Source organism: Roseovarius sp. D22-M7, assembly GCF_037083785.1.
GTDB lineage: Bacteria > Pseudomonadota > Alphaproteobacteria > Rhodobacterales > Rhodobacteraceae > Roseovarius.
In genome coordinates, this window is sequence record NZ_JBAPKY010000011.1 from 62,954 (window position 1) to 86,195 (window position 23,242).

Sequence of the window (23,242 nt, forward strand, 5' to 3'; positions counted from 1 at the left end):
CATGAACGACGACACGACAGTGCTGGACAGCCCCCGAACCGCGCAGGATCAGACGGAGCCGGTGCTGAAGGTCGAGGATCTGCGCACGTATTTCGACACCCGCGACGGCGTGGTGAAGGCCGTCGACGGGCTGAGCTTTGCGGTGAAGCCGGGCGAGATCCTCGGCGTGGTCGGCGAATCCGGCTGCGGCAAGTCGATCACCTCGCTCTCGGTGATGCAGCTGGTGCCAAGCCCGCCGGTGCGCTATGCCTCGGGCCGGATCCTCTACAAGGGGCGCGATCTGCTGGCCGCCAGCGAGAACGAGATGCGCCGCGTCCGCGGCAACGAGATCTCGATGATCTTCCAGGACCCTATGTCGTCGCTGAACCCGGTGCTGAGCATCGGCGACCAGCTGACCGAGGCGATCATGCTGCACCAGGGACTGTCGCCGAGACAGGCCAATGAACATGCCGTCGAGATGCTGGATCTCGTGCATATCCCCGAACCGCGCCGCCGCCTTGGGGAATATCCGCACCAGTTGTCGGGCGGCATGCGGCAGCGGGTGATGATCGCCATGGCGCTGTCATGCAATCCGTCGGTGCTGATCGCGGACGAGCCGACCACCGCGCTCGACGTGACGATCCAGGCGCAGATCCTCGGGCTGATGGAAGAGATCCGCGACAAGTTCCAGACCGCGATCATCCTCATCACGCATGATCTTGGCGTTGTGGCGGAAATGGCCGACCGGGTGCTAGTGATGTATGCCGGGCGCAAGGTCGAAGAGGCCGATGTCACCGAGATCTTCGAGAACCCGCAACACCCCTACACGCGCGGGCTGATGCGATCTGTGCCGCGCCTCACCACGGATTTTTCGGATACGGCGCAGCACCGTCTGTCGGAAATCCCGGGCATCGTGCCGGCGCTGACCGACCTGCCCCCGGGATGCACCTTTGCCGCGCGGTGCGGTTTCGCCACCGACCGCTGCCGCGCCGAATACCCGCCGCTCGAACTCAAGAAGCCCGACCACCTCGCCGCGTGTTGGGAAAGCGAAAACCTGCCGGGCTGGACGCCATGACCGTGACCGCAGATCCCCCTCTTCTCGATGTCAGGAACCTGACCAAGCATTTCCCGATCCGCGGCGGCCTTCGCAACCGCGAGCAGGCGCGTGTCTATGCCGTCGACGACGTGTCGTTCACGGTGCAGGCGGGCGAGACGCTAGGGATCGTCGGGGAATCGGGATGCGGGAAATCCACCACCGGCAAGGTGATCCTGCGGCTCGACGATCCGACCAGCGGGCAGGTCCTGCTGAAGGGCGAGGATATCACCACCATCTCGCGCCGCGAGATGCACCCCTACCGCCAGCAGATGCAGGTGATCTTCCAGGATCCCTACGCGTCGCTGAACCAGCGCCTGCGGGCCGGCGATATCGTGGGCGAGCCCTTGGGCAATTACGGTACCCTTTCAGCCACCGAGCGCCGCCAGAAGGTCGCCGATCTCTTCGACCGCGTCGGCCTGCGGCAGGATGCGATGCACCGCTACCCTTACGAGTTCTCGGGGGGGCAGCGCCAGCGACTGGGGATCGCCCGCGCGCTCGCGCTCGACCCCGAGATCATCATCGCGGACGAGCCTGTCTCGGCGCTCGACGTGTCGGTGCAGGCGCAGGTGATCAACCTGATGATGGACCTGCAACAGGACATGGGCCTTGCCTACCTGTTCATCGCGCATGACCTGGCGATCGTGCAGCATATAAGCCACCGGATCGGGGTGATGTATCTCGGCAAGCTGGTCGAGATCACCGACAAGAAAAGCCTCTTCCGCTCGCCGCAGCACCCCTATACCGAGGCGCTTCTGGCCTCCGTGCCGATCCCCGACCCGCGCAAGCGCAAGGCGCGCAAGGTGCTGGCCGGCGACGTGCCCAGCCCGATGAACCCACCCAAGGGGTGCAATTTCAACACCCGCTGCCCGCTCGCCGTGGACCGCTGTTTTCACGAGGAACCCGCCCTGCGTGAGGTCGCACCCGGGCACATGGCGGCCTGCCATCTTCGCTGACACGCCATTTCGAGGGAGGTTTCGATGACTGACATGACCGGGCTCGACCTGACCCGCAAGCTGATCGCCTTCGACACGATCAATCCCCCGGGGGACGAGCTTGACTGTGCGACCTTCCTTGCCGAGCTGCTGGAATCCGCCGGGTTCCAGATCACCCTTCACGACTGGAAGCGGCGGCGCCCGAACCTGATCGCCACGCTGCCGGCGACCGAGGCGCCGGTGCGCGACGCTTTGGTCTATTCGGGGCATCTCGACACCGTGCCATTGGGGCAGGCCGACTGGAGCGTCGATCCCTTCGCCGGCGAGATCCGCGAGGGCCGCCTTTACGGGCGCGGGACATCGGACATGAAAAGCGGTGTCGCAGCCTGTGTCATGGCCGGGCTGGCACTGGCACGCGAACCGGTGCGCCGCGCCGAGGTCAGGCTCATTCTCAGCGCGGGCGAGGAAACCGGCTGCGAGGGGGTTCTGGCGCTGGCCGACCGCCCCGGCCTCCTGGGCACCTGCGACGCGTTGATCGTCGCGGAACCCACCGATAATCGGCCCTTTGTCGGCCACAAGGGCGCACTGTGGGTGCAGCTTGTCCACAAGGGGGTGACTGCCCACGGATCGATGCCCGAAAAGGGCGTGAACGCCATCTTCGGCGCGTGCAAATCCATCGAGGCGCTGCGCGGGTTCGATTTCGGGGTCACCCCGCACCCGGTCATGGGCGGGCCGTCGCTGAACGTGGGCAACATGATCGCCGGGCTCAATGTCAACTCGGTCCCCGATCGGGCACAGGTCGGCATCGACATCCGATCGACCGTCGGGCAGACCAACGCGCAGATCAAGGCGCAGCTTGCCAAGCTGCTCGGCGACGAGGTCCAGATCGTGCCGATGACCGACATGGACCACGTCTATACGGATCCCGACACCCCGTGGATACAGGAGGTGTTCTCGACGGTCCGGGATGTGACCGGCACCGACCCCGCCGTTGGAACGGCGAGTTATTTCACCGACGCGTCGGTACTGAAACCCGCCATGGGCAATCCCGCCACGCTGATCATGGGGCCGGGCGCGATGGCGATGGCGCATCAGACCGACGAATATTGCGAGACAGCCCTCATCGATCCCTGCACCGAGGTCTTCACGCGGTTGGGCCGGGCCCATATCGCCTGACATGGCCGACAAGACCCATTGCCTCGGCTGCGGCCATCCGCTTGACCGAAAGGCGACCCACTGCCCGAGATGCGGCGTGGCCCAGCCGGTGCGTCCTATCGGCGGGCTGGTCGCGCTGATCCTCTTGCTGGGCGGGCTTTGCATCGTGACACTGGTCGCGATCCTGCGAAACTGACCATAGCCTGACCGGAGATGACCATGCCCCAAGACCCGATGACCCTGCCGTTCGACGCCGACGAGATGCTGGAGGGCCTGCGCCCGTGGATCGAGACCGAAAGCCCGACCTTCGATGCGGCAGCGGTCAACCGGATGATGGACGTGGTGCAACACGACCTCGCCGCGCTCGGCGCGCGCGTGGAGCGCATCCCCGGCCGCATGGGCCTCGGCGACAGCGTGCGCGCCACGCTGCCGCATCCGCGCGCGGGCGAGGGTGGTATCCTGTTACTGGGCCACATGGACACCGTCCATCCAGTCGGCACGCTGGAGACCCTGCCGTTCCGGCGCGATGGCAACCTGTGCTACGGGCCCGGCCTGATGGACATGAAGGGCGGCAATTACGTCTATCTCGATGCGCTGCGTAAGCTTCTCGCGGCGGGCATCGAGACGCCGCTGCCGGTGACGGTGCTGTTCACCCCGGACGAGGAGATCGGCACCCCCTCGGCGCGCGGGTTGATCGAGGCCGAGGCGCAGCGTCACAAGTTCATCCTGATCCCCGAACCCGCCTGCCCGGATGGCAGCGCGGTGATCGGGCGCTACGCCATCGCACGGTTCAATCTGTGCACGCTTGGCACGCCCAGCCATGCAAGCTGGGCCCTGTCCGAAGGACGCTCGGCCATTGCCGAAATGGCCCGGAAAGTGGCCGAGATCGAGGGCTTCACCACCGAGGATTGTTCGTTTTCGGTGGGGGTCATCCGCGGCGGGCAGTGGGTCAATTGCGTCTCGTCGCGGTGCGATGCCGAGGTGCTGAGCATGGCGAAGAGCCAGGATCTGCTGGACGATGGCGTGCAACGGATGCTGGACCTGAACAGCGACGAGGGCGCGGTGCGCCTCGAGGTGCGGCGCGGGGTGACGCGTCCGCTGTGGCAGGAGGGCCAGCCGGGCACGATGGCGATGCTGGATGTCGCGCGCGGCATCGCGTCCGAGATCGGCTTCGAGCTTGCCGCCTGTTCCGCCGGCGGCGGCTCTGACGGCAACTTCACTGGCGCGCTCGGACTTGCCACGCTTGACTCGATCGGTGTGCGCGGCAAGGGCCTGCACACGCTGGACGAGCATATCGAGATCGACAGCCTCCTGGAGCGGGCGCGGCTGGCCGCAGGCCTGTTCTGCCGCCTCGGCGTCTGACCCGGCGGTAGGACACAGGGCTCAGTGCGCCGCGTCGCGCAAGCTTGACATCAAAAGGTGAAACTTCTCGCCTTGGATCGCGACATGGCCGCGCAAGGTTTCTGCCGCGCGCGCGGCCTCGCCGTTGCGCAGGGCGTCCACGACCGCCTCGTGCTCGGCCATGGATTGCTCCATCCGCCCGCGCAGGCGCAACTGCAGGCGGCGAAACGGCTTTAGCCGCCGGTGCAGACGCAGCGCCTCCTGTTCGAGAAATCCGTTGCCGGCCTGATGGTAGATCGCGTGATGAAACGTCTCGTTCTCGCGGTAATACCCGTCGGCATCCGCCGCCGCGATGGCAGCCTTGCACGCGGCATTGGCGGCGTCGAGCTGCCGGATGGCCGCGTCCGAGATCCGCTGCGCTGCAAGCCGGCCGCACACGCCCTCGATCTCGGCCATCGTCTCGAACATCTCCATCAGTTCGACGGGGCCGGGCTGGCGGACGAACACGCCCCGGCGCGGGATCTGTTCGGCCAGGCCCGAGGCGACGAGGCGTTGCAGCGCTTCGCGAATGGGCGTGCGCGAGACCCCGAATTGCCGGGCGAGGCGAAGCTCGTCCAGCCGGTCGCGATCGTTGAACCCGCCGGTGAAAACCAGTTCTTCCAAGGCATTCACGATGGTGTCGGCTTGGCGCTGCGGCATGAAATATTCTTAGGCTCTAAGGATTTCGTGCGCAAGATATAATGTTTTGTATACAAAAAGCTTGACTCTGAATGCATAATCCAAAAACTTCGCGGCATGCTTGCAGGCGATCGCGTCTGCGGCAGCCAAGGGAGGAAAAACATGAAACGGACATTCATCGCGGCCACCGCCGCCGGCGCTTTGCTGTTTGCCGCCGCGGCAAGTGCGCAACAATTGCGCCTTTCGCATCAATGGTCAAACCAGGACGTGCGCCACAAGGTCGCCCAGATCGTCGCGGACGAGGTGGCGGCTGCCGATGTCGGGCTCGAGATCCGGATCTTCGGCTCCAAGTCGCTGTTCGCCCCGCGCGAGCAATATACCCCGCTCAGCCGCGGCCAACTCGACATGACGGTCCTGCCGCTCAGCTATGCGGGTGGTCAGCAGCCGGCCTACAACCTTACGCTGATGCCCGGCCTGGTGAAGAACCACGATCACGCGGCGCGGATGAACGACAGCCCGTTCATGGAGGCGATCGAGGCCAAGATGGCCGAGGATGACGTGATGGTGCTGGTGCATGGCTACCTGGCGGGCGGTTTCGCGGGCACCGAGGAATGCATCACCGCGCCCGAGGATGTCGAGGGCAAGCAGATGCGCGCCGCCGGCAAGGCGTTCGAGCAGATGCTGGCCGGCGCAGGCGCGTCGATCGCGTCAATGGCCTCATCCGAGATCTACACCGCCATGCAGACCGGCGTTCTGGATGCCGCCAACACCTCGTCCTCGTCCTTCGTGTCCTACCGGATCTACGAGCAGGTCGCCTGCTATACCCCGGCAGGCGACGTGGCGCTGTGGTTCATGTACCAGCCGCTTCTGATGAACAAGACCACCTTCGAGGGGCTGGGCGAAGAACAGCAGGAGGCGCTTCTGGCCGCGTCGGAAAAGGCCGAGGCCTATTACCTCGACGAGGCCAAGAAACAGGATGCCAACTCTGTCGAGGTCTACCGCGATGCCGGTGTGGAAATCGCCCGCATGACACAGGAGGAGTTCGACGCCTGGCGCGCCATCGCGCAGGAAACCTCCTACAAGGCCTTCGTCGAAGAGGTGGAGAACGGGCAGGAACTGCTCGACATGGCGCTCGCCGTCGAGTGACCTGATCCCGTGTGCCGCACTCCGATGGGGTGCGGCACGCAAGGCTGCCAGACCGGACAATTTCAGGAGGGCCAGATGACCGGCCAGACCTCGGACGCCGTCGCGCGCACCGGCAACAATCCCTTCTTGCGGGCTGTCGCCGCGATATCGAGCCTTGCGGGCTGGGTGTCGGCGGCGATGATCGTATCGGCCGTGCTCATCACCTGCCAGATGATCTGGATCCGCTTCGTGATGAACGGCTCGACCATCTGGCAGACAGAGGCGGTGATCTACCTGATGGTCGCCGCCACGCTTCTGGGGCTACCTTATGTGCAGCGGTTGCGCGGCCACGTGAATGTCGACCTGATCCCGCTGGCCCTGCCGCCACGCCTGCGCAAGGGGCTGGCGGTACTGACGCTGTCCCTGTCGATCACGGTGGTCGGGGTCATGCTGTGGTACGGCTACGAATTCTGGCATTTCGCGTGGTCGCGCGGCTGGACATCCGACACCGTCTGGGCGGTGCGGCTGTGGATCCCATACCTCGCGCTGCCGGTGGGGTTTGGGCTGTTCCTGTTGCAACTGGTGGCCGATCTCGTGGCGCTGATCCTCGACATCGACTCGCCCTTCGGACTGGGGGACGGCTGATGGATCCGCTTCTGCTGGGCCTGATCGTCGCCGTCGTCACGATCCTGGTTCTTTTCTCGGGCGTATCGGTGGCGGTCGGGCTGCTGATCGTCGCGGGCGGCTTCCTGATCGTTTTCGACGGGGTGCGCTCTCTCGAACTGATGCCCGAGATCTTCTTCGGCAAGCTCGACAATTTCGCGCTGCTGTCGATCCCGATGTTCATCATCATGGGCGCCTCGATCGCCTCGACACGCGCCGGCGCGGACCTTTACGAGGCGTTGGAGCGGTGGCTGACCCGCGTCCCCGGCGGCCTCGTGATCTCGAACCTCGGGGCCTGCGCGCTGTTCTCGGCCATGTCAGGGTCGAGCCCGGCCACCTGTGCGGCGATCGGCAAGATGGGCATCCCAGAGATGCGCCGCCGCGGCTACCCGGATTCGGTCGCCGCAGGGTCCATCGCCGCGGGCGGCACCTTGGGCATCCTGATCCCGCCCTCGGTGACGATGATCGTCTACGGCATCGCGACCGAAACCTCTATCGGCCGGTTGTTCCTGGCCGGGGTCATTCCCGGCATCCTGCTGGTGGCGCTGTTCATGGCGTGGTCGCTTTACCAGACATGGAAGGCGGGCGATGTCCGGCTGATCGGTGTCACGCCCTACACCTGGGCGCAGAAACTCGAGATCCTGCCGCGCGTCCTGCCGTTCCTCGCGATCATCCTCGGCGTGCTTTACGCCATGTATGGCGGCATCGCCACGCCGTCGGAAACCGCGGCCGTCGGCGCGCTGATGTGCCTGGTGATCGCCATGGTGATCTACAAGCTGTGGGATCCCCGGGCGCTTTGGGTGGTGCTGCGCGACAGCACTCGTGAAAGCGTGATGATCCTGTTCATCATCGCCGCCGCCGGCGTGTTTTCCTATATGCTGTCGTCGCTTTTCATCACCCAGTCCATCGCCGAATGGATCGGCACGCTCGATGTCAACCGTTGGGTGCTGATGGGGGCGATCAACGTCTTCCTGCTGATCGCGGGCTTTTTCCTGCCGCCCGTCGCGGTGATCCTGATGGCGGCGCCGATCCTGCTGCCGATCATCACCACCGCCGGGTTCGACCCGATCTGGTTCGCGGTGGTGCTGACGATCAACATGGAGATCGGCCTGATCTCGCCGCCGGTGGGGCTGAACCTCTACGTGATCAACGGCATCGCGCCCGAGATCAAGCTCAAGACGATCCTCTATGGCTCGCTGCCTTATGTCGGCTGCATGATCGTCGCGATCATCCTGCTGTGCATCTTTCCCGGGCTGGCGACGTGGCTGCCCGATGTGGTGATGGGGGCAGGCTGGTGAGCGTTCTGGCCGACATGCTGTCCACGGTGTTCGAGCGGCGCTATCGCGGCGCGTCGGAGCCCGATCGCGAGGACCGCGGCATCGAGGCGCTGTGCCGCGACCTGCTCGGCAGTTCCGGCGAGGTGTCGGGCATGGCGCTGGCGCGGCTGATCCTCGACCGTTACGCGGGCATGGACGATGCCGGAAAACTGGCCTTCTTCGAGTTCCTGACCCGCGACATGGGCGTCGATCCGGACGCGGTGCGCGCCACGCTCGCACGGTTCGAGGCGGCGCCGGACCGCGCCAGCTACCGCGCGTTCATGTCTGCTGCCGAGCCGCCGCGCCAGGAGCTTGCCCGCCGCCTCAACCAGGTGCCGGGCGCCACGGCGCAGCTGGTGGCGATGCGCGCCGATCTGCTGAGGCTGGCGCGTGAGAACCCGGTGCTGTCGGTCGTCGATCTCGATCTCAAGCATCTTTTCGCTTCGTGGTTCAATCGCGGCTTTCTGGTGCTGCGCCCGATCAACTGGACCAGTTCGGCGGATGTGCTGGAAAAGATCATCGCCTACGAGGCAGTGCACGCGATCGACAGCTGGGACGATCTGCGCCGCCGTCTGCAACCCACTGACCGGCGCTGCTTCGGCTTCTTTCACCCGGCGATGCCGGACGAGCCGCTGATCTTTGTCGAGGTGGCGCTGACCCGCGGCATCCCGGGCGCGATCCGCGACGTTCTGTCCGAGGACCGGGAGGTGATCGCGGCGGGCGACGCCGACACGGCCGTGTTCTACTCGATCTCGAACTGCCAGTCGGGGCTGGCGGGGATTTCCTTTGGCAACTCGTTGATAAAACAGGTTGTCGCGGACCTGTCGCAGGAACTGCCCGACCTGAAGACCTTCGTCACCCTCTCGCCGATCCCCGACCTGATGGGGTGGCTGGCGCAGAACGACCACGCCCTGCCCGACGATGACGAAGCGCGCCGCAGGGTCGCCGCCCGCTATCTTCTGCACGCGAAGCGCGCAGACGGCACGCCGTTCGACCCGGTCGCGCGGTTTCATCTGGGCAACGGCGCGCTGGTCCACGCGGTCCATGCCGGGGCGGACCTGTCGTATAACGGGCAAAGGCAATCCGGGGGCGTGATGGTGAATTACCTTTACGATCTTCCACAGATCTCGCAGAACCACGAGCGCTTTGCGGCGGAGGGGATCATCGCCGCGTCGCCCGATGTCACGGCGCTCGCGGCGGCCGCCGCGAAGACGACGGAATGAAGGACACGACCATGGCAAACCCCCTGTATGATACGCTGTTCGGCCGTCATGCCGGGCGAGCGGCACCATTCCTGCACCTCGCGGACGGCAAGACGTTGAGCCATGACGCGTTCCTGCGGCTCACCGCGCGCTATGCGCATGCCTTGCGCGCGGCGAGTCTGGAGCCCGGGGACCGGCTTGCGGCGCAGATCGCGAAATCGCCCGGGGCGCTTGGCGTCTATGCCGCCTGCGTTCAGTCGGGCATCATCTTTCTGCCGCTCAATACCGGCTATACCGCTGACGAGGTTGAGTATTTCGTCACCGACAGTGGGGCGAAATGCCTGCTATGCGACCCCGCCCGCGCCGAGGCGCTGCGGCCCGTGGCCGACGGAGCGGGGGCGGTGCTGCTGACACTGGACGAGACCGGCGCTGGCAGCCTGCCCGACGCTGCTGCGGGCCAGCCCGACACGTTCGAGACGACGCCTCGGAAGGCAGACGATCTGGCCGCGTTCCTTTACACATCTGGTACGACCGGACGCTCGAAGGGGGCGATGCTGACCCAAGGCAACCTCTTGTCCAATGCCGAGGTGTTGGTCGATTACTGGCGCTTCACCGAGGATGACGTGCTGCTGCACGCGCTGCCGATCTTTCATACACATGGGCTGTTCGTGGCGACCAACATCATGCTTCTGGCCGGTGGCTCGATGATTTTCCTGCCGAAATTCCATATAGATCAAGTAGTTGAAGCGTTGCCGCGCGCCACCGCGATGATGGGCGTGCCCACGTTCTACACGCGGCTGCTGGACGATCCGCGCTTTACCCGCGATCTGGTGGCGCATATGCGGCTGTTCGTCTCGGGCTCGGCGCCGTTGCTGGCAGAGACACATGTTGCGTTCGAGGACCGAACCGGACACCGTATCTTGGAACGCTATGGCATGACCGAGACCAACATGAACACCTCGAACCCCTATGACGGCGCGCGGCGCGCGGGGACGGTGGGCTTTCCGCTGCCGGGGGTGGAGGTGATCGTCACCGATCCAGAGACCGGCGACGAGCTGCCGCAGGGCGAGACGGGCATGATCGAGGTGCGCGGGCCGAACGTCTTCAAGGGCTACTGGAACATGCCCGAGAAGACCGCCGAGGAACTGCGCGAAAACGGTTTTTTCATCACGGGCGATCTGGGTCTGATCGACGATCAGGGCTATGTGCAGATCGTAGGGAGGGCAAAAGACCTCATTATTTCAGGAGGTTACAACGTCTACCCCAAGGAGGTCGAAGCGTTGCTCGACGACCAGCCCGGCGTGCTGGAAAGTGCCGTGGTGGGCCTGCCGCATCCCGATCTCGGCGAGGCGGTGGTGGGGTTCCTCGTGCCGCAGGCCGACGCGAAACCCGATCTTGACGCCATTGCCGAGGCGGCCGCGAAAAGCCTTGCGCGGTTCAAGCATCCGCGCCGGCTGATCGTGCTGAATGCCCTGCCGCGCAACACCATGGGCAAGGTGCAGAAGAACGTTCTGCGCGACGACTATGCGGATCTGTTGACCGCGAAGTGATCCCCGAGCCCACGGGGCGATGCGTACACCGTGTACGTTTTGACCTGCCGAAAGGTACACATTCCGGCCGAGTCGGACGCTGGCTTGTCGTGGCGCGCGCGGGCGCTTTATCCTCGGACAAGGATAACTGCCCCGGAGGCGCGCGATGTACCGGATCCCCGCCCGGATCATGGCCTACCTCGGCATCGCCTTGCTGGCGGTGGCGGGCCTTGGCTTTGCGGCCTACGCGATCGGGTTCGGGGCGCGCGGGCTTGCCCTCGATCTGTCGCAGGAGACCTATCTATACACGCCCGGCGGGATGCCCACCAACCTCGCGGTGTTCTCGCACATGATCCTCGGCGGGGCGATCATGGGGCTGGTGCCGCTGCAACTGATCGGGCGGGTGCGGGCGCGCCATCCGCGCCTGCACCGGGTGACCGGGCGGGTGATCGTCGCCGGGGCGATGGTCACGGCGCTGGGCGGGCTGGGATACATCGCCAGCCGCGGCACGATCGCCGGGCCGCTGATGGATGCGGGCTTTGCGCTTTACGGGGGCCTGATGCTGGTCGCGGCGGTGCAGGTGCTGCGGCTGGCGCGGGCCGGGGCGTTCGCCCGCCACCGCGAATGGGCGCTGCGGCTTTTCGTGCTGATCATCGGCTCTCTGATCTTCCGGTTGCACTATACGCTGTGGTATCTTCTGACTGACGGGCTGGGCAGCACCCCGGCCCTCGACGGGCCGTTTGACCAGGTGCAATACGTGGCCTTCTACCTGCCCTACCTCGCGGCGCTCGAGCTTTGGCTGCGGCGGTCGCGGGCGGATGTGCCGCGTCGGGCGTCATCGGGGTGATCCTTTCCGTCTTGTTATCGCATTGACCGTACTGTGTCTTGTGTCACACGATCAGAGCACTAATCTTAGTAGCGAGGCAGTCGGAAATCGCGCAGACGAAACCGCCGGATGGGAAGCTGAAAACCGGCGGCACGCCGTTCGCGAAAAAGCCCGGAGCGCCTCGAAGGGCGGAGCGGTCGAAAAGCACCGCGGCCCGGAACAGTGAGACGTCCGGCAACGGACCCCTTTTCGCAAGGAGCGTCGACCCGATCATGAGCAGTCAAACAATCCTCGATGACTTTCAAAGCCGCTTTTCCGCGCGGCGCATGCGCGAGCTGAGCCTTCAGGAATACCTGGACGGCTGCCGCGACGACCCGACCCTTTACGCATCGGCCGCCGAGCGGTTGCTGGACGCGATCGGCGAGGCCGAGGTCATCGACACATCGCAGGACGACCGGCTGGGGCGGATCTTCCAGAACCGGACGATTCGCCGCTACCCGGCCTTCGACGACTTCTACGGGCTGGAAGAGACGATCGAGCGCGTCGTCGCCTTCCTGCGCCATGCCGCGCAAGGGCTGGAAGAGAAAAAGCAGATTCTCTACCTGCTGGGTCCGGTCGGCGGGGGCAAGTCGTCGCTGGCCGAACGGATGAAGGCGCTGATGGAAGAGCGCCCGATCTACGTGCTGAAGGCCGGCGACAAGATCAGCCCGATCTACGAAAGCCCCTTGGGTCTCTTTGATGCCGACCATGACGGCCCCGCGCTGGAGCGTGATTACGGCATCCCGCAGCGCCGCCTGCCGGGCATGTGCTCGGCCTGGGCGATCAAGCGGCTGGACGAGTTCGAGGGCGACGTGTCGCGCTTCACCGTGGTCGAGCTGCACCCGTCGCGGCTGCGCCAGATTGCGGTGGCCAAGGCGGAACCGGGCGACGAGAACAACCAGGATATCTCGACCCTCGTGGGTCGGCCGGACATCCGGATGCTGGAATTCTACAGCCAGGACGATCCCGACGCCTACAGCTATTCCGGCGCGCTGAACATCACCACGCAGGGCCTTCTGGAATTCGTCGAGATGTTCAAGGCGCCGCAGAAGATGCTGCACCCGCTGCTGACCGCCACGCAGGAGCGCAACTATGTCGGCACCGAGAACCTGGGCGCGATGCCGTTCCAGGGCATCATCATGGCGCATTCCAACGAATCCGAATGGCGCAGCTTCCGGTCGAACCGCAACAACGAGGCGTTTCTGGACCGTATCAGCCTGATCCGCGTGCCCTATTGCCTGCGCGTCGACGAAGAGGCGAAGATCTACCGCAAGCTGCTGGCGCAGTCGGAACTGTCGCAGGCGCCCTGCGCGCCCGACACGCTGGAGATGATGGCGCGGTTTTCGGTGCTGACCCGGCTGAAGCCGCACGAGAATTCCAGCCTGTTCGCCAAGATGCAGGTCTATAACGGGCAGGATCTGAAGGGATCCGACCCGCAGGCGCGCACGGTTCTGGAATATCGCGACGCCGCCGGCATCGACGAGGGGATGTCGGGCACCTCTACGCGGTTTGCCTACAAGGTGCTGTCGGAGACCTTCAACTTCGACACCAACGAGGTCGCCGCCGATCCCGTGCACCTGATGTACGTGCTGGAGCAGGCCCTGCGCCGCGAGCAGATGGACCACGAGACAGAGCAGCGCTACATCACGCTGATCAAGGAGGAACTTGCCCCGCGTTATGCCGAGCATATCGGAAAGGAGATCCAGAAGGCGTATCTGGAATCCTACGAGGAATACGGCCAGAACCTGTTCGACCGGTACATCGCCTATGCCGATGCCTGGGTCGACGGGCAGGATTACAAGGATCCCGATACCGGGCAGATCTTCGATCCCGAGGTTCTGGACCGCGAGTTGCAGAAGACCGAGCGGCCGGCGGGCATCCGCAATCCGCGCGATTTCCGCAACGAGGTGGTGAAATACGCCCTGCGGCAGCGCGCCAACAGCGAGGGCAAGAACCCGCGCTGGACGTCCTATGAAAAGATCCGCGACGTGATCGAGCAGCGGATGTTCAGCCAGATCGAGGAATTGCTGCCGGTCATCACCTTCGAATCCAAGCAGGACGAGGAAAGCGCCGACAAGCATCGCGCCTTCCTCAACCGCATGACCGAGCGCGGCTATACCGAGCGGCAGGTCCGGCGGCTGGTGGAATGGTACATGCGGATGCGCGATGCCGGGTGATCCACGCCGGCACATGGACAGGATGAAGGGGGCGCGCCCATGACCATCGTCGACCGCAGGCAGAACCCGTCGGGGCGCAATTTCGGCAATCGCCAGCGCTTCCTCGACCGCGCCAAAAGCCGGCTGCGGCAGGCCGTCAAGGAGAACATCCGCAAGCGCAGCATCGAGGACACCACCTCGAACGAGCGGGTGGTGATACCGTCGGACGACATCCAGGAGCCGGTCTTTCAGCGCGACGCGGCGACCGGGCGGCGCAGCGGCGTGCTGCCCGGCAACCGCGAGTACCTGTCGGGCGACACCATCCCGCGGCCCCCCGAGGGCGGCGGCGGGGCTGGATCCAATGCCAGCGAGGAGGGCGAGGGCGAGGACAGTTTCGCCTTCACCCTGTCGCGCGACGAGTTCCTCGACCTGCTGTTCGAGGACCTGGCGCTGCCCGACATGCTGGCTAAGAAGCTGAAAGCGGTGGAGACGACGCGGTTCCGGCGCGCGGGCCACACGACATCCGGCCCGGCGACGCGGCTGAACATGGTGCGGTCGCTGCGCCGGTCGATGGTGCGGCGCGCGGCGCTTGGCCGGCCCGGCGCCGCGGCGGTGGAAGAGCTGGAAAGCGAACTGGCGCGGCTGGAATCCGGCGAGATCGTGCCCGCCGACGGGCGCGATCCGCAGACCCGCATCGACGAGTTGCATGCCGCCCTTGCCCGGGCGCGCGACAAGCGCGCGGCGGTGCCGTTCCTCGACCCGATCGATCTGCGCTACAACCGGCTGGAGAGCCGCCCGGAGCCGATCGCGCAGGCGGTGATGTTCTGCCTGATGGATGTCTCGGCCTCGATGGACGAGGACATGAAGGGGCTGGCCAAGCGGTTCTTCATGCTGCTGCACCTGTTTCTCGCGCGCCATTACGAGCAGGTCGAGGTGGTGTTCATCCGCCACACGCAGCGCGCCGAGGAGGTCGACGAGCAGACCTTCTTCGAGGGCCGGCAGACCGGCGGCACCATCGTGTCCACCGCGCTGGAGGAGATGCTGCGCGTCGCGGCGCAGCGCTATCCGGCCGACGAGTACAACATCTACGTCGCGCAGGCCTCTGACGGGGACAACCTGTCGCGCGACGTGGAAATCTGCGCCCGCCTGCTGACCGAGAAGATCCTGCCGATGTCGCAATACATGGCCTATGTCGAAATCCTGCCGCAGCGCGACCGGTTCAGCCTGTCGCCGCGCCGCGAAAGCGACCTGTGGCGCGGCTATGCCCCGGTGGCCGAGGAAAATCCCGGGCTGGCGATGCGGCGGATCGCCGAGGCGCGCGACATCTTCCCCGTCTTCCGCGATCTCTTCCGCAGCGAAGGAGCCGTCGAATGACCGAAGATCGCACCGACGGCCCGCTATTCGAGGGGCCGTCGTGGAATTTCGACACCCTGCAGCGCACCCATGACGCGATCGAGGCGATCGCCCGGGACGAACTGGGGATGGATCCGTATCCGACGCGCCTCGAGGTGGTGTCGTCCGAGCAGATGCTGGATGCCTATGCGGCGACGGGCATGCCGCTGAACTATCCGCACTGGTCCTTCGGCAAGAGATTTGCCCAGCAGGAGATGTTGTACCGCAAGGGGTTCCAGCAGCTTGCGCTGGAGATCGTCATCAATTCCGATCCCAGCCTGTGCTACATCATGGAGGACAACACGATGGCCGCGCAGGCCACGGTGATCGCCCATGCCGCCATCGGTCACAACCACTTCTTCCGCCACAACGAGGTGTTTCGCGCCTGGACCGAGGCCGACACCGTGCTCGACGAATTGCGCCACGCGCGCGGCTTCGTGATGGAATGCGAGGAACGCCACGGGCGCGCGGCGGTCGAAGAGGTGCTGGATGCCGCACATGCGCTTTTCGCCCACGGGATCGACCGCAACCGTCACGCCAAGCATCCCGACCCCGCCGAGACCCGCGCGCGGCTGGCCGAGCGCCGCCGCGTGGCCCGCGACGAGGCCGACGAGTTGTGGCTGCGCACCGTGCCGCAGCACGCCGAGGACGGCGCCGCCGAAGCCGAGGCCGACGAGCGCCGCGCGCTGGGCCTGCCCGAGGAAAACCTGCTGATGTTCCTCGAGCATCACGCGCCGCTTCTGGCAGAGTGGCAGCGCGAATTGCTGCGCATCGTGCGCTGGTTCTCGACCTATTTCGAGCCGCAGCGCCAGACCAAGCTGATGAACGAGGGCTGCGCCACCTGGACCCATTTCGAGATCATGACCCGGCTGCGCGATACCGGCCGGATCGAGGATGGCGCCTATCTCGAATTCCTCGACCTGCATTCGATGGTGGTGGCGCAGCCGTCCTTCGATCACAAGGCCTATTCCGGGCTGAACCCCTACGCGCTGGGCTTCGCGATGATGCGCGACATCGTGCGGATCTGCACCGAGCCGACCGAGGAGGACACCGCGTGGTTTCCCGACATCGCCGGCAATGATGAGCCGATGGCGACGCTGCGCCGCGCCTGGGCCGAGTTCCGCGACGAGAGCTTCGTGCGGCAGTTCCTGTCACCCAAGGTGATCCGCGACTGGCGGCTGTTCCAGCTGGTCGATGACCGCAAGGCGCCGGAATATGTCGTTGGGGCCATCCATGACGAGGCGGGCTATCGCGACGTGCGGCGCGCGCTGGCCGACCAGTACGACCCCGCCGTGCTGTCGCCGCGGATCGAGGTGACCGGCGCCGATCTGCGCGGCGACCGGGTGCTGCACCTGTGTCACTGGGTCGAGGATGGCCAGCAGCTGGACCCGTTGGAGGCGCGGCGCGTGCTGCGCCACCTGCGCCGCCTGTGGGGCTACGATGTCTGCCTGGTCGAACGCGACGCGGGCACCGATGCCGAGCTGTTCACCTTCCGCAGCGACGAGTTCTGAGCGGCATAGCCCCGACCCGCGGATCGGTCAGGCCGCGATCACCGCGCCGGCGGCGATCATCGCCGCGATCCGGTCCGCGTCGTAGCCTGCCTCGGCCAAGACCTCGCGGCTGTGCTGGCCCAGCACGGGGGCGGCGCGGCGCTGTTCTGCCGGGGTCTCTGAGAATTTCACCGGATGCCCGAGCGTCTTGACACGGCCGGCCACGGGGTGATCGACCTCGACGATCATGTCGCGCGCCTGCGCCTGCGGGTCGGCCTGCATTTCCAGAACATCCAGCACCGGGCCGGCGGGCAGGCCCGCAGCCTCCATCCGCTGCAGCCAGACCGCCGAGGGTTGCTGGCGCAGGTGGCCGTTGAGGATCTCTTCGAGCGCGCCGAGATGCTGCATCCGGTCGTGGTTGGTGGCGAACCGCGGATCGTCGTTGAGGTCCGGCGCGCCGATCACGTCGAGAAAGCGCAGCCAGTTGCGCTGGTTGGCCGCACCCACGTTGATCCAGCCATCGGCTGTCTCGAAGGCCTGGTAGGGGCCGTTCAGCGGATGCGCCGAGCCCATCGGGCCGGGGGCGACACCGGTCGCGAAGGCGATCGCCGACTGCCAGTAGGTCTGCGTGATCGCCGCCTCGAAAAGCGAGGTGTCGACCTTCTGCCCCTCGCCCGTCTGCAGCACCCGTGCATAGGCGGCAGAGACTCCCATGGCGGCGAGGATGCCGGCGGTGATGTCGGAGACCGGCGCGCCGGTCTTGACCGGCGGGCGCCCCGGCCCCTCGCCGGTGATCGACATCAGCCCCGACATGCCTTGGGCGATCAGATCGAAGCCGCCGCGCTCGGCGTAGGGCCCGGTGCGGCCGAAGCCGGAAATCTCGCAATAGATCAGGCGCGGGTTGATGGCGCGCAGATCCTCGTAGCCCAGACCCAGCCGTTCCATCGTGCCCATGCGGTAATTCTCGATCACCACGTCGGCATCCTTCAGCAGGCGGTGCAGGGCCTCTACGCCGTCCGGATCCTTGAGGTTCAATGCGACACCGCGCTTGTTGCGGTTCATCATCATGTAGGCGGCGGATTCGCCCTCGATCGCCGGGGGAACGAAGCGGCGGCTGTCATCGCCGTCGGGCTTTTCCACCTTGACCACGTCCGCGCCCATATCGGCCAGCATCAACCCGCAGACCGGGCCGGCCATGATATGCGCCAGTTCGATCACCTTCATGCCGGCGAGGGGGCCTTTGTCGCTCATGTCCCGCTCCATTCGGGTTTCTGCTTGGCGAGGAAGGCTTCGAGCCCGTGACGGAAATCGCGGCTCATGTAGCACATCTCGATCAGGTCGGAATCGTCGATGCGGGTGGCGGCAGAGACGCGGCGCATCGCCTCTTTCGTGGCGCGCAGGGTCAGCGGGGCCATCTGCGCGAGCGTGTCGGCAAGGTCCGCGGCGCGGGTCATCAGCGCGTCCTCGTCGGGCAGCACCTCGGTGACCAGGCCGCATGTCTGTGCCTCGTCGGCACCCAGCAGGCGGGCGGTGAAGATCATCTCGCGCACCCGGCCCGCGCCCATCAATGAGGCCAGCCGCGCGAGGTTCGCCGCCGACAGGCAGTTGCCCAAGGTGCGGGCGATGGGAAAGCCGAATTTCAGGTTGGCGGCCGCGATGCGGATGTCGCAGGCCCCGGCGATTGCCGCGCCCCCGCCGGTGCAGGCGCCGTTGATCGCGGCCACCGTGGGCAGCTTGCAGCGTTCGACAGCATCGAGCACGGCCTCGATCTTCGCCTCGTAATCGGCGGCGTCCTGTGGTTTGTCGAAGGCGCGGAACTGCGTCATGTCGGTGCCGGCGGCGAACGCCTTGCCGCCCGCGCCGTGGATCACCACGGCGCGGAGGCTGCCATCCCCGGGCACCTCGCGGCAAAGCTGCGATAGCCCCTCGTACATCTCAAAGGTCAGTGCGTTGCGCGCCTGCGGGCGGTTGAAGGTGATCCAGAGGGTTTGTCCCCGGACTTGCGACTGGATTTCGTCCATGCTCCCTCCCTACCGGTAGAAATATTCGACGAGGAACAACGGCACCGAGGGCACGTAGGTGCAGAGCAGCAGCACCGCCAGCAGCACCATCACGAACCACACGTTGACCTTGGACACCTCCCAGATATTGGCCCGCGCCACGGCACAGGAGGTGATCAGCACCGAGGCGACGGGCGGTGTCTGTTGCCCGATTGCGAGGTTCAGCGTCACCACCAGCCCGAAATGCACCGGGTCGATGCCCGCCGCCGTGATCAGCGGAATGACGATCGGCACGACGAGGATGATCGCCGCCGCCGAATGCAGGAAGAAGCCGATCACCAGGAAGAAGAAGTTGAGAATCAGCAGGATCATCCATTGCTGATCGGTGATGTTGAGGATGCCTTGCGCCAGTTGCTGCGGGATCTGCGCGCGGGTCAGGAACCCGCCCATCAGCACCGAGGCCGAGACCAGCAGCATGACGACTGCGGTCTGCATGCCGCCGTCGAGCATGGCGCGGCGCAGATGCTTGAGGTCGATCTGGCGGTACCAGATCGACACGGCGATGGCGGCGATCACCGCCAGCCCCGCGGCCTCTGTCGCGGTGACGAAGCCGCCGAAGATGCCGCCGAGGATGATCACCGGCAGCGAGAAGGCCGGCAGCGCCGCCATGAAGGTCTCGCGCAGGCGGGGGATGTTGAACGCTTCCTCGGTGGGCAGATCGTAGCGCCGGGCAAAGACATAGGCCACGAACATCAGCCCCGCCGCGCCCAGAAGCCCCGGCACCACGCCCGCCACGAAGAGCTGTTCGACGGAGGTGTTGGCCGAGGCGGCATAGAGGATCATCGGGATCGAGGGCGGGATGATGATCGCCAGCGAGGCCGAGGACGAGGTGACCGACGCCGCCAGTTCCTTGGTATAGCCGCGCTTCTTCATCTGCGGGATCAGGATCGAGCCCATGGCGGCGACATCCGCCACGGCAGATCCGGAGATCTCGGCGAAGAACAGCGACACGCCGATATTGACCATCGCGAGGCCGCCGCGCACGAAGCCGATGACCGCCGAGACGAAATTGATCAGCCGGTCGGTGATGCCGCCGGCGTTCATGATGGCGCCGGCCAGCACGAACATCGGGATCGCGATCAGCGAGAACTTGGTCGAGCCGTCATACATGTCGAGCGCGATCGACACGAGGCTGCCCGCGCCTTCGGTCGCCAGGAGGCCCATCACCCCGGCCAGCGCGAGCGCCACGGCGATCGGCACGTTGATGCAGATCATCGCCACGAGGGCGAGGAAGATCGCCAGCATCAGCATCAGCCACGCTCCTTGTTGTTGGCCATCTCGGTCTCGACCTCTTCCTCGATCTCGGCATGTTCCAGAGAGATGCCGCGCGCGGTCTTCGACCAGTAGTCTGGCAGGCTGAGCAATTGGCAGATGATGAACAGGATCGCGCCGATGGGGATCACCGACTGGGTGAATTGCACCGGCACCCAGGGCAGCGACACGAGGGTATCGCCGGCCAGCACCTCGAGCACCTGGAAACCGGCGCGCGCCATCAGCACGAAGAAGGTCAGCACCAGCGCCTCGCCCACCAGTACCGCGGCCATGCGCAGGCGCGGCGGCAGCGCCAGCAGGACAGAGTCGAACCCGATATGCCGGCGGTGAAGTGCGGCGAGCGCCGAGCCGTAATAGGTGATCCAGGCCAGCATGATCGCCGCGACCTCGTCATACCAGGAAAAGCTTTGCCCCGTCAGGCGGGCGAGCACGGCGAGGATCACGATCACCGTCAGGGCGACCATCAGAAGGACCGTGATCCATTCCAGTAGCGTGCTCGCCGTTCGGTTGATGCGTTGGAGAAGAGCGTTCATGCGGGGCCTGTCTTGCGCTGCACCTGCTTCGCCCGGCAGGGGCCGTGCCGGGATCGGGGCGCCATGGTGTCAGGGAAGGATCCGGCAGCCGCGATATGCGGCCGCCGGGCGGGGTCTCAGCTGGCGTTGCCGAGCGACAGCACCTGGTCGATCATCTCCTGCCCGCCATCGACCTCGGAGGCGAAGGCGTCGTAGATCGGCTTGGACGCCTCGATGAAGGCATCCTTGTCGGCCTCGTTCACCTCGACGCCGGCCTCCTTGATCACGTCCAGAAGCTCTGTTTCAAGCTCTGCCGCCTTCTCGTAGGTGAAGGTCTGGGTTTCGGCCGCGCAGTCGTTCAGTACCGATTTCACCTCGTCGGAGTGGCCTTCGAAGTGACTTTGCGAGGCGAGGATATAGGCCGGCGTGTAGACGTGCCCGGTGATCGAGAGATATTCCTGCACCTCCTGGAACTTGGCCGAGGCGATCTGCGCATAGGGGTTCTCCTGCCCGTCGATCACCCCGGTCTGGAGCGCGGTGAACACGTCGGAAAACGCCATCGGGGTGGGGTTGGCGCCGTATTCCTGGAACATCTTCACGCGCCACTCGCCGTTGGGGGTGCGCAGCTTGATGCCCTGCAGGTCCTCGGGCGTGTTGATCGGGCGGACATTGTTGGTGATGTGGCGAAAGCCGTTCTCGGCCAGGCCGACGATGTGATAGCCGCGGTCGTTGGCGGCGCCCTGGAAGGTGTCCATCATCGCGTCCTGAACGCGGCGCATGTGGTCACGGTCCTTGATGATATAGGGCATCTCGAAGATGCCGAACACGCTGTCGACGGACGACATCACCGACGAGGGCAGCGCGAAATCGACCTGCCCCAGCTTGAGCTTCTGCAACAGCTCCTTGTCCTTGCCGAGCTGCGACGAGCCGAAGGTCTGCACCTCGATCGAGCCGCCGGACTTTTCGCCCACGCATTCGGCGTAGTTGTTGACGGTCGCCTCGAACAGCGAGCCGGGCGCGCCGACATGGCCGAATTTCAGCGTGGTGTCGGCCGCCGTCGCGGGCAGCGCCGCGAACGAGGCCACGACGGTGGCGATCAGTGTCTTTTTCATGGTCTTCCTCCCTTGGTTTTCAGTTTGCGCGGGTGTGGCCGCGCGGTGGTCTCGGCTGCGCCCGGTCCCTGACCGGGCGGGGTGCGCGCGGGCTCCTCCTCCCGCGCGCACGCGGTCACGTTAGGCGGCGTCGCGGTGCGTGTCGAGCGTCTGTCCCAGCACATCCATCGCCGCCTGCACGCCGCCCGCGCGGTAGGGCACCCCCGCATCGCGCAGGCCCATTTCCACGCCGGCCAGCGTGCCGACGAGCATGAGGTCGTTGAAATCGCCCAGATGGCCGATGCGGAACACGCGGTCGGCCAGTTTCGACAGGCCATTGCCGAGCGACATGTCGTAATGGCGCAAGGTAATGGCGCGGAACGCGTCGGCCGAGTGGCCCTCGGGCATCATCACCGCCGTCAGCACCGGAGAGCGATCCGCGGGCGCGTTGCACAGGATCTCGAGCCCCCACGCCTCGACCGCCGCCCGGGCGGCGGCCGCGTGGCGCCTGTGCCGGGCAAAGACGTTGTCCAGCCCTTCCTCGTGCAGCATGTCGAGCGCCGCGTTGAGGCCGTAGATCAGGTTGGTCGCGGGGGTGTAGGGGAAATATCCGGTGTCGTTCGGGCCGGTCATGTCGGCCCAACTCCAGTAGGAGCGGATCAGCCCCGCGGTTTCCGACGCCTTCATCGCCTTGGCGCTGATCGCGTTGAAGGACAGGCCCGGCGGCAGCATCAAGCCCTTCTGCGAGCCGGAGACCGTGACGTCAACGCCCCAGTCGTCGTGCCGGTACTCGACCGAGGCGAGCGAGGAAATCGTGTCGACCATCAATAGCGCCGGGTGCCCGGCGGCATCGATGGCGCGGCGCGTGGCGGCGATATCGGTGACCGACCCGGTCGAGGTCTCGTTATGCACCACGCAGACTGCCTTGATCGCATGGCCGGTATCGGCGCGCAGCCGCGCCTCGATGGCGTCCGCATCGGCGCCGCTGCGCCAGTCGCCTTCGATGAAGACGGGGTTCAGCCCCAGCTTTTCGGCCAGTTTCTTCCACAGGGTGGCGAAATGGCCGGTCTCGTACATCAGCACGGTGTCGCCCGGGGACAGCGTGTTGACGAGGGCCGCTTCCCACGCGCCGGTGCCCGAGGACGGGTAGATCACCACGCGGCCCTCGGTCTTGAAGATCGTCTTCATGCCCTCCAGCGCCTTGCGGCCGACCTCCGAAAAGGCCGGGCCGCGGTGATCCATCGTGGGCATGTCCATCGCCCGCAGGATGCGGTCGGGCACGTTGGACGGCCCCGGAATTTGCAGGAAATGGCGGCCAGCGGTCATGATCGGTCCTCCCCCCAGAGTATCCGCCTGGTCCCGTCGGGGCGAAGCGTCGCAGCCGCGCG

21 protein-coding genes are annotated in these 23,242 nt (G+C 65.8%); 14 read left to right on the forward strand and 7 right to left on the reverse strand.

The annotated features are described in order from the left end of the window. Position 1 precedes the first annotated feature (1 nt). Genes V8324_RS07265 through V8324_RS07285 form a run of 5 tightly spaced genes read left to right on the forward strand, consistent with a single transcriptional unit; the run spans position 2 to position 4,524 of the window. A complete protein-coding gene (locus tag V8324_RS07265; protein ID WP_336419262.1) occupies positions 2-1,054 on the forward strand; it encodes an ABC transporter ATP-binding protein in 1,053 nt (350 codons plus the stop codon). Then, entirely contained in the window at positions 1,051-2,028 is a 978-nt protein-coding gene (locus V8324_RS07270; RefSeq protein ID WP_336419263.1) for an ABC transporter ATP-binding protein, read from the forward strand. The genes V8324_RS07265 and V8324_RS07270 overlap by 4 nt, the downstream gene beginning before the upstream one ends. A gap of 24 nt (positions 2,029-2,052) precedes the next feature. Then, positions 2,053-3,183 (forward strand): M20 family metallopeptidase, encoded by a 1,131-nt coding sequence (locus V8324_RS07275; protein ID WP_336419264.1) that lies wholly within the window; start codon positions 2,053-2,055, stop codon positions 3,181-3,183. A gap of 1 nt (position 3,184) precedes the next feature. After that, a complete protein-coding gene (locus V8324_RS07280; protein WP_336419265.1) occupies positions 3,185-3,358 on the forward strand; it encodes a hypothetical protein in 174 nt (57 codons plus the stop codon). Positions 3,359-3,381: 23 nt separating this feature from the next. Beyond that, a complete protein-coding gene (locus V8324_RS07285) occupies positions 3,382-4,524 on the forward strand; it encodes a M20/M25/M40 family metallo-hydrolase (protein ID WP_336419266.1) in 1,143 nt (380 codons plus the stop codon). 21 nt (positions 4,525-4,545) lie between these two features. Here the strand turns inward: V8324_RS07285 and V8324_RS07290 are convergent, their stop codons facing one another. After that, positions 4,546-5,202: a GntR family transcriptional regulator gene (locus V8324_RS07290; RefSeq protein ID WP_336419267.1), complete on the reverse strand. Its 657-nt coding sequence runs from the start codon at positions 5,200-5,202 to the stop codon at positions 4,546-4,548. Between the two features lie 141 nt (positions 5,203-5,343). On the opposite strand from V8324_RS07290, the gene dctP reads away from it, so the two are divergent. From dctP to V8324_RS07335, 9 genes are all read left to right on the forward strand, one after another. Then, the gene (dctP, locus tag V8324_RS07295) at positions 5,344-6,327 is read left to right on the forward strand and encodes a TRAP transporter substrate-binding protein DctP (RefSeq protein WP_336419268.1); all 984 of its coding nucleotides are present in this window, start codon (positions 5,344-5,346) and stop codon (positions 6,325-6,327) included. A gap of 75 nt (positions 6,328-6,402) precedes the next feature. Continuing rightward, positions 6,403-6,951: a TRAP transporter small permease gene (locus V8324_RS07300; RefSeq protein WP_336419269.1), complete on the forward strand. Its 549-nt coding sequence runs from the start codon at positions 6,403-6,405 to the stop codon at positions 6,949-6,951. Beyond that, complete coding sequence (locus tag V8324_RS07305) at positions 6,951-8,267, forward strand: TRAP transporter large permease (RefSeq protein ID WP_336419270.1); 1,317 nt, start codon at positions 6,951-6,953, stop codon at positions 8,265-8,267. Before V8324_RS07300 ends, V8324_RS07305 begins: the two co-directional genes overlap by 1 nt. Beyond that, positions 8,264-9,508, forward strand: coding sequence for a malonyl-CoA decarboxylase (locus V8324_RS07310; protein ID WP_336419271.1), 1,245 nt, complete (start codon positions 8,264-8,266; stop codon positions 9,506-9,508). Before V8324_RS07305 ends, V8324_RS07310 begins: the two co-directional genes overlap by 4 nt. Positions 9,509-9,519: 11 nt before the next feature. Continuing rightward, complete coding sequence (locus V8324_RS07315; protein ID WP_336419272.1) at positions 9,520-11,037, forward strand: malonate--CoA ligase; 1,518 nt, start codon at positions 9,520-9,522, stop codon at positions 11,035-11,037. Between the two features lie 145 nt (positions 11,038-11,182). Then, positions 11,183-11,863, forward strand: a complete 681-nt coding sequence (locus V8324_RS07320; protein WP_336419273.1) for a DUF2306 domain-containing protein — start codon at positions 11,183-11,185, stop codon at positions 11,861-11,863. Between the two features lie 251 nt (positions 11,864-12,114). Further along, on the forward strand, positions 12,115-14,058 hold the full coding sequence (locus V8324_RS07325; RefSeq protein ID WP_336419274.1) for a PrkA family serine protein kinase: 1,944 nt from the start codon (positions 12,115-12,117) through the stop codon (positions 14,056-14,058). A gap of 39 nt (positions 14,059-14,097) precedes the next feature. Continuing rightward, on the forward strand, positions 14,098-15,411 hold the full coding sequence (locus V8324_RS07330) for a YeaH/YhbH family protein (RefSeq protein ID WP_336419275.1): 1,314 nt from the start codon (positions 14,098-14,100) through the stop codon (positions 15,409-15,411). Then, the gene (locus V8324_RS07335) at positions 15,408-16,940 is read left to right on the forward strand and encodes a SpoVR family protein (RefSeq protein WP_336419276.1); all 1,533 of its coding nucleotides are present in this window, start codon (positions 15,408-15,410) and stop codon (positions 16,938-16,940) included. Before V8324_RS07330 ends, V8324_RS07335 begins: the two co-directional genes overlap by 4 nt. A 27-nt stretch (positions 16,941-16,967) precedes the next feature. On the opposite strand, the gene V8324_RS07340 is transcribed toward V8324_RS07335, so the two are convergent. From V8324_RS07340 to V8324_RS07365, 6 genes are all read right to left on the reverse strand, one after another. Next, entirely contained in the window at positions 16,968-18,170 is a 1,203-nt protein-coding gene (locus tag V8324_RS07340; protein WP_336419277.1) for a CaiB/BaiF CoA transferase family protein, read from the reverse strand. After that, the gene (locus tag V8324_RS07345; protein WP_336419278.1) at positions 18,167-18,940 is read right to left on the reverse strand and encodes an enoyl-CoA hydratase; all 774 of its coding nucleotides are present in this window, start codon (positions 18,938-18,940) and stop codon (positions 18,167-18,169) included. Before V8324_RS07345 ends, V8324_RS07340 begins: the two co-directional genes overlap by 4 nt. Positions 18,941-18,949: 9 nt before the next feature. Continuing rightward, on the reverse strand, positions 18,950-20,230 hold the full coding sequence (locus V8324_RS07350) for a TRAP transporter large permease (protein ID WP_336419279.1): 1,281 nt from the start codon (positions 20,228-20,230) through the stop codon (positions 18,950-18,952). Next, on the reverse strand, positions 20,230-20,784 hold the full coding sequence (locus V8324_RS07355) for a TRAP transporter small permease (protein WP_336419280.1): 555 nt from the start codon (positions 20,782-20,784) through the stop codon (positions 20,230-20,232). The genes V8324_RS07350 and V8324_RS07355 overlap by 1 nt, the downstream gene beginning before the upstream one ends. A 116-nt stretch (positions 20,785-20,900) precedes the next feature. After that, complete coding sequence (locus tag V8324_RS07360) at positions 20,901-21,875, reverse strand: TRAP transporter substrate-binding protein (protein ID WP_336419281.1); 975 nt, start codon at positions 21,873-21,875, stop codon at positions 20,901-20,903. Positions 21,876-21,995: 120 nt separating this feature from the next. Next, the gene (locus tag V8324_RS07365; protein ID WP_336419282.1) at positions 21,996-23,180 is read right to left on the reverse strand and encodes a pyridoxal-phosphate-dependent aminotransferase family protein; all 1,185 of its coding nucleotides are present in this window, start codon (positions 23,178-23,180) and stop codon (positions 21,996-21,998) included. Between the last annotated feature and the right edge of the window lie 62 nt (positions 23,181-23,242).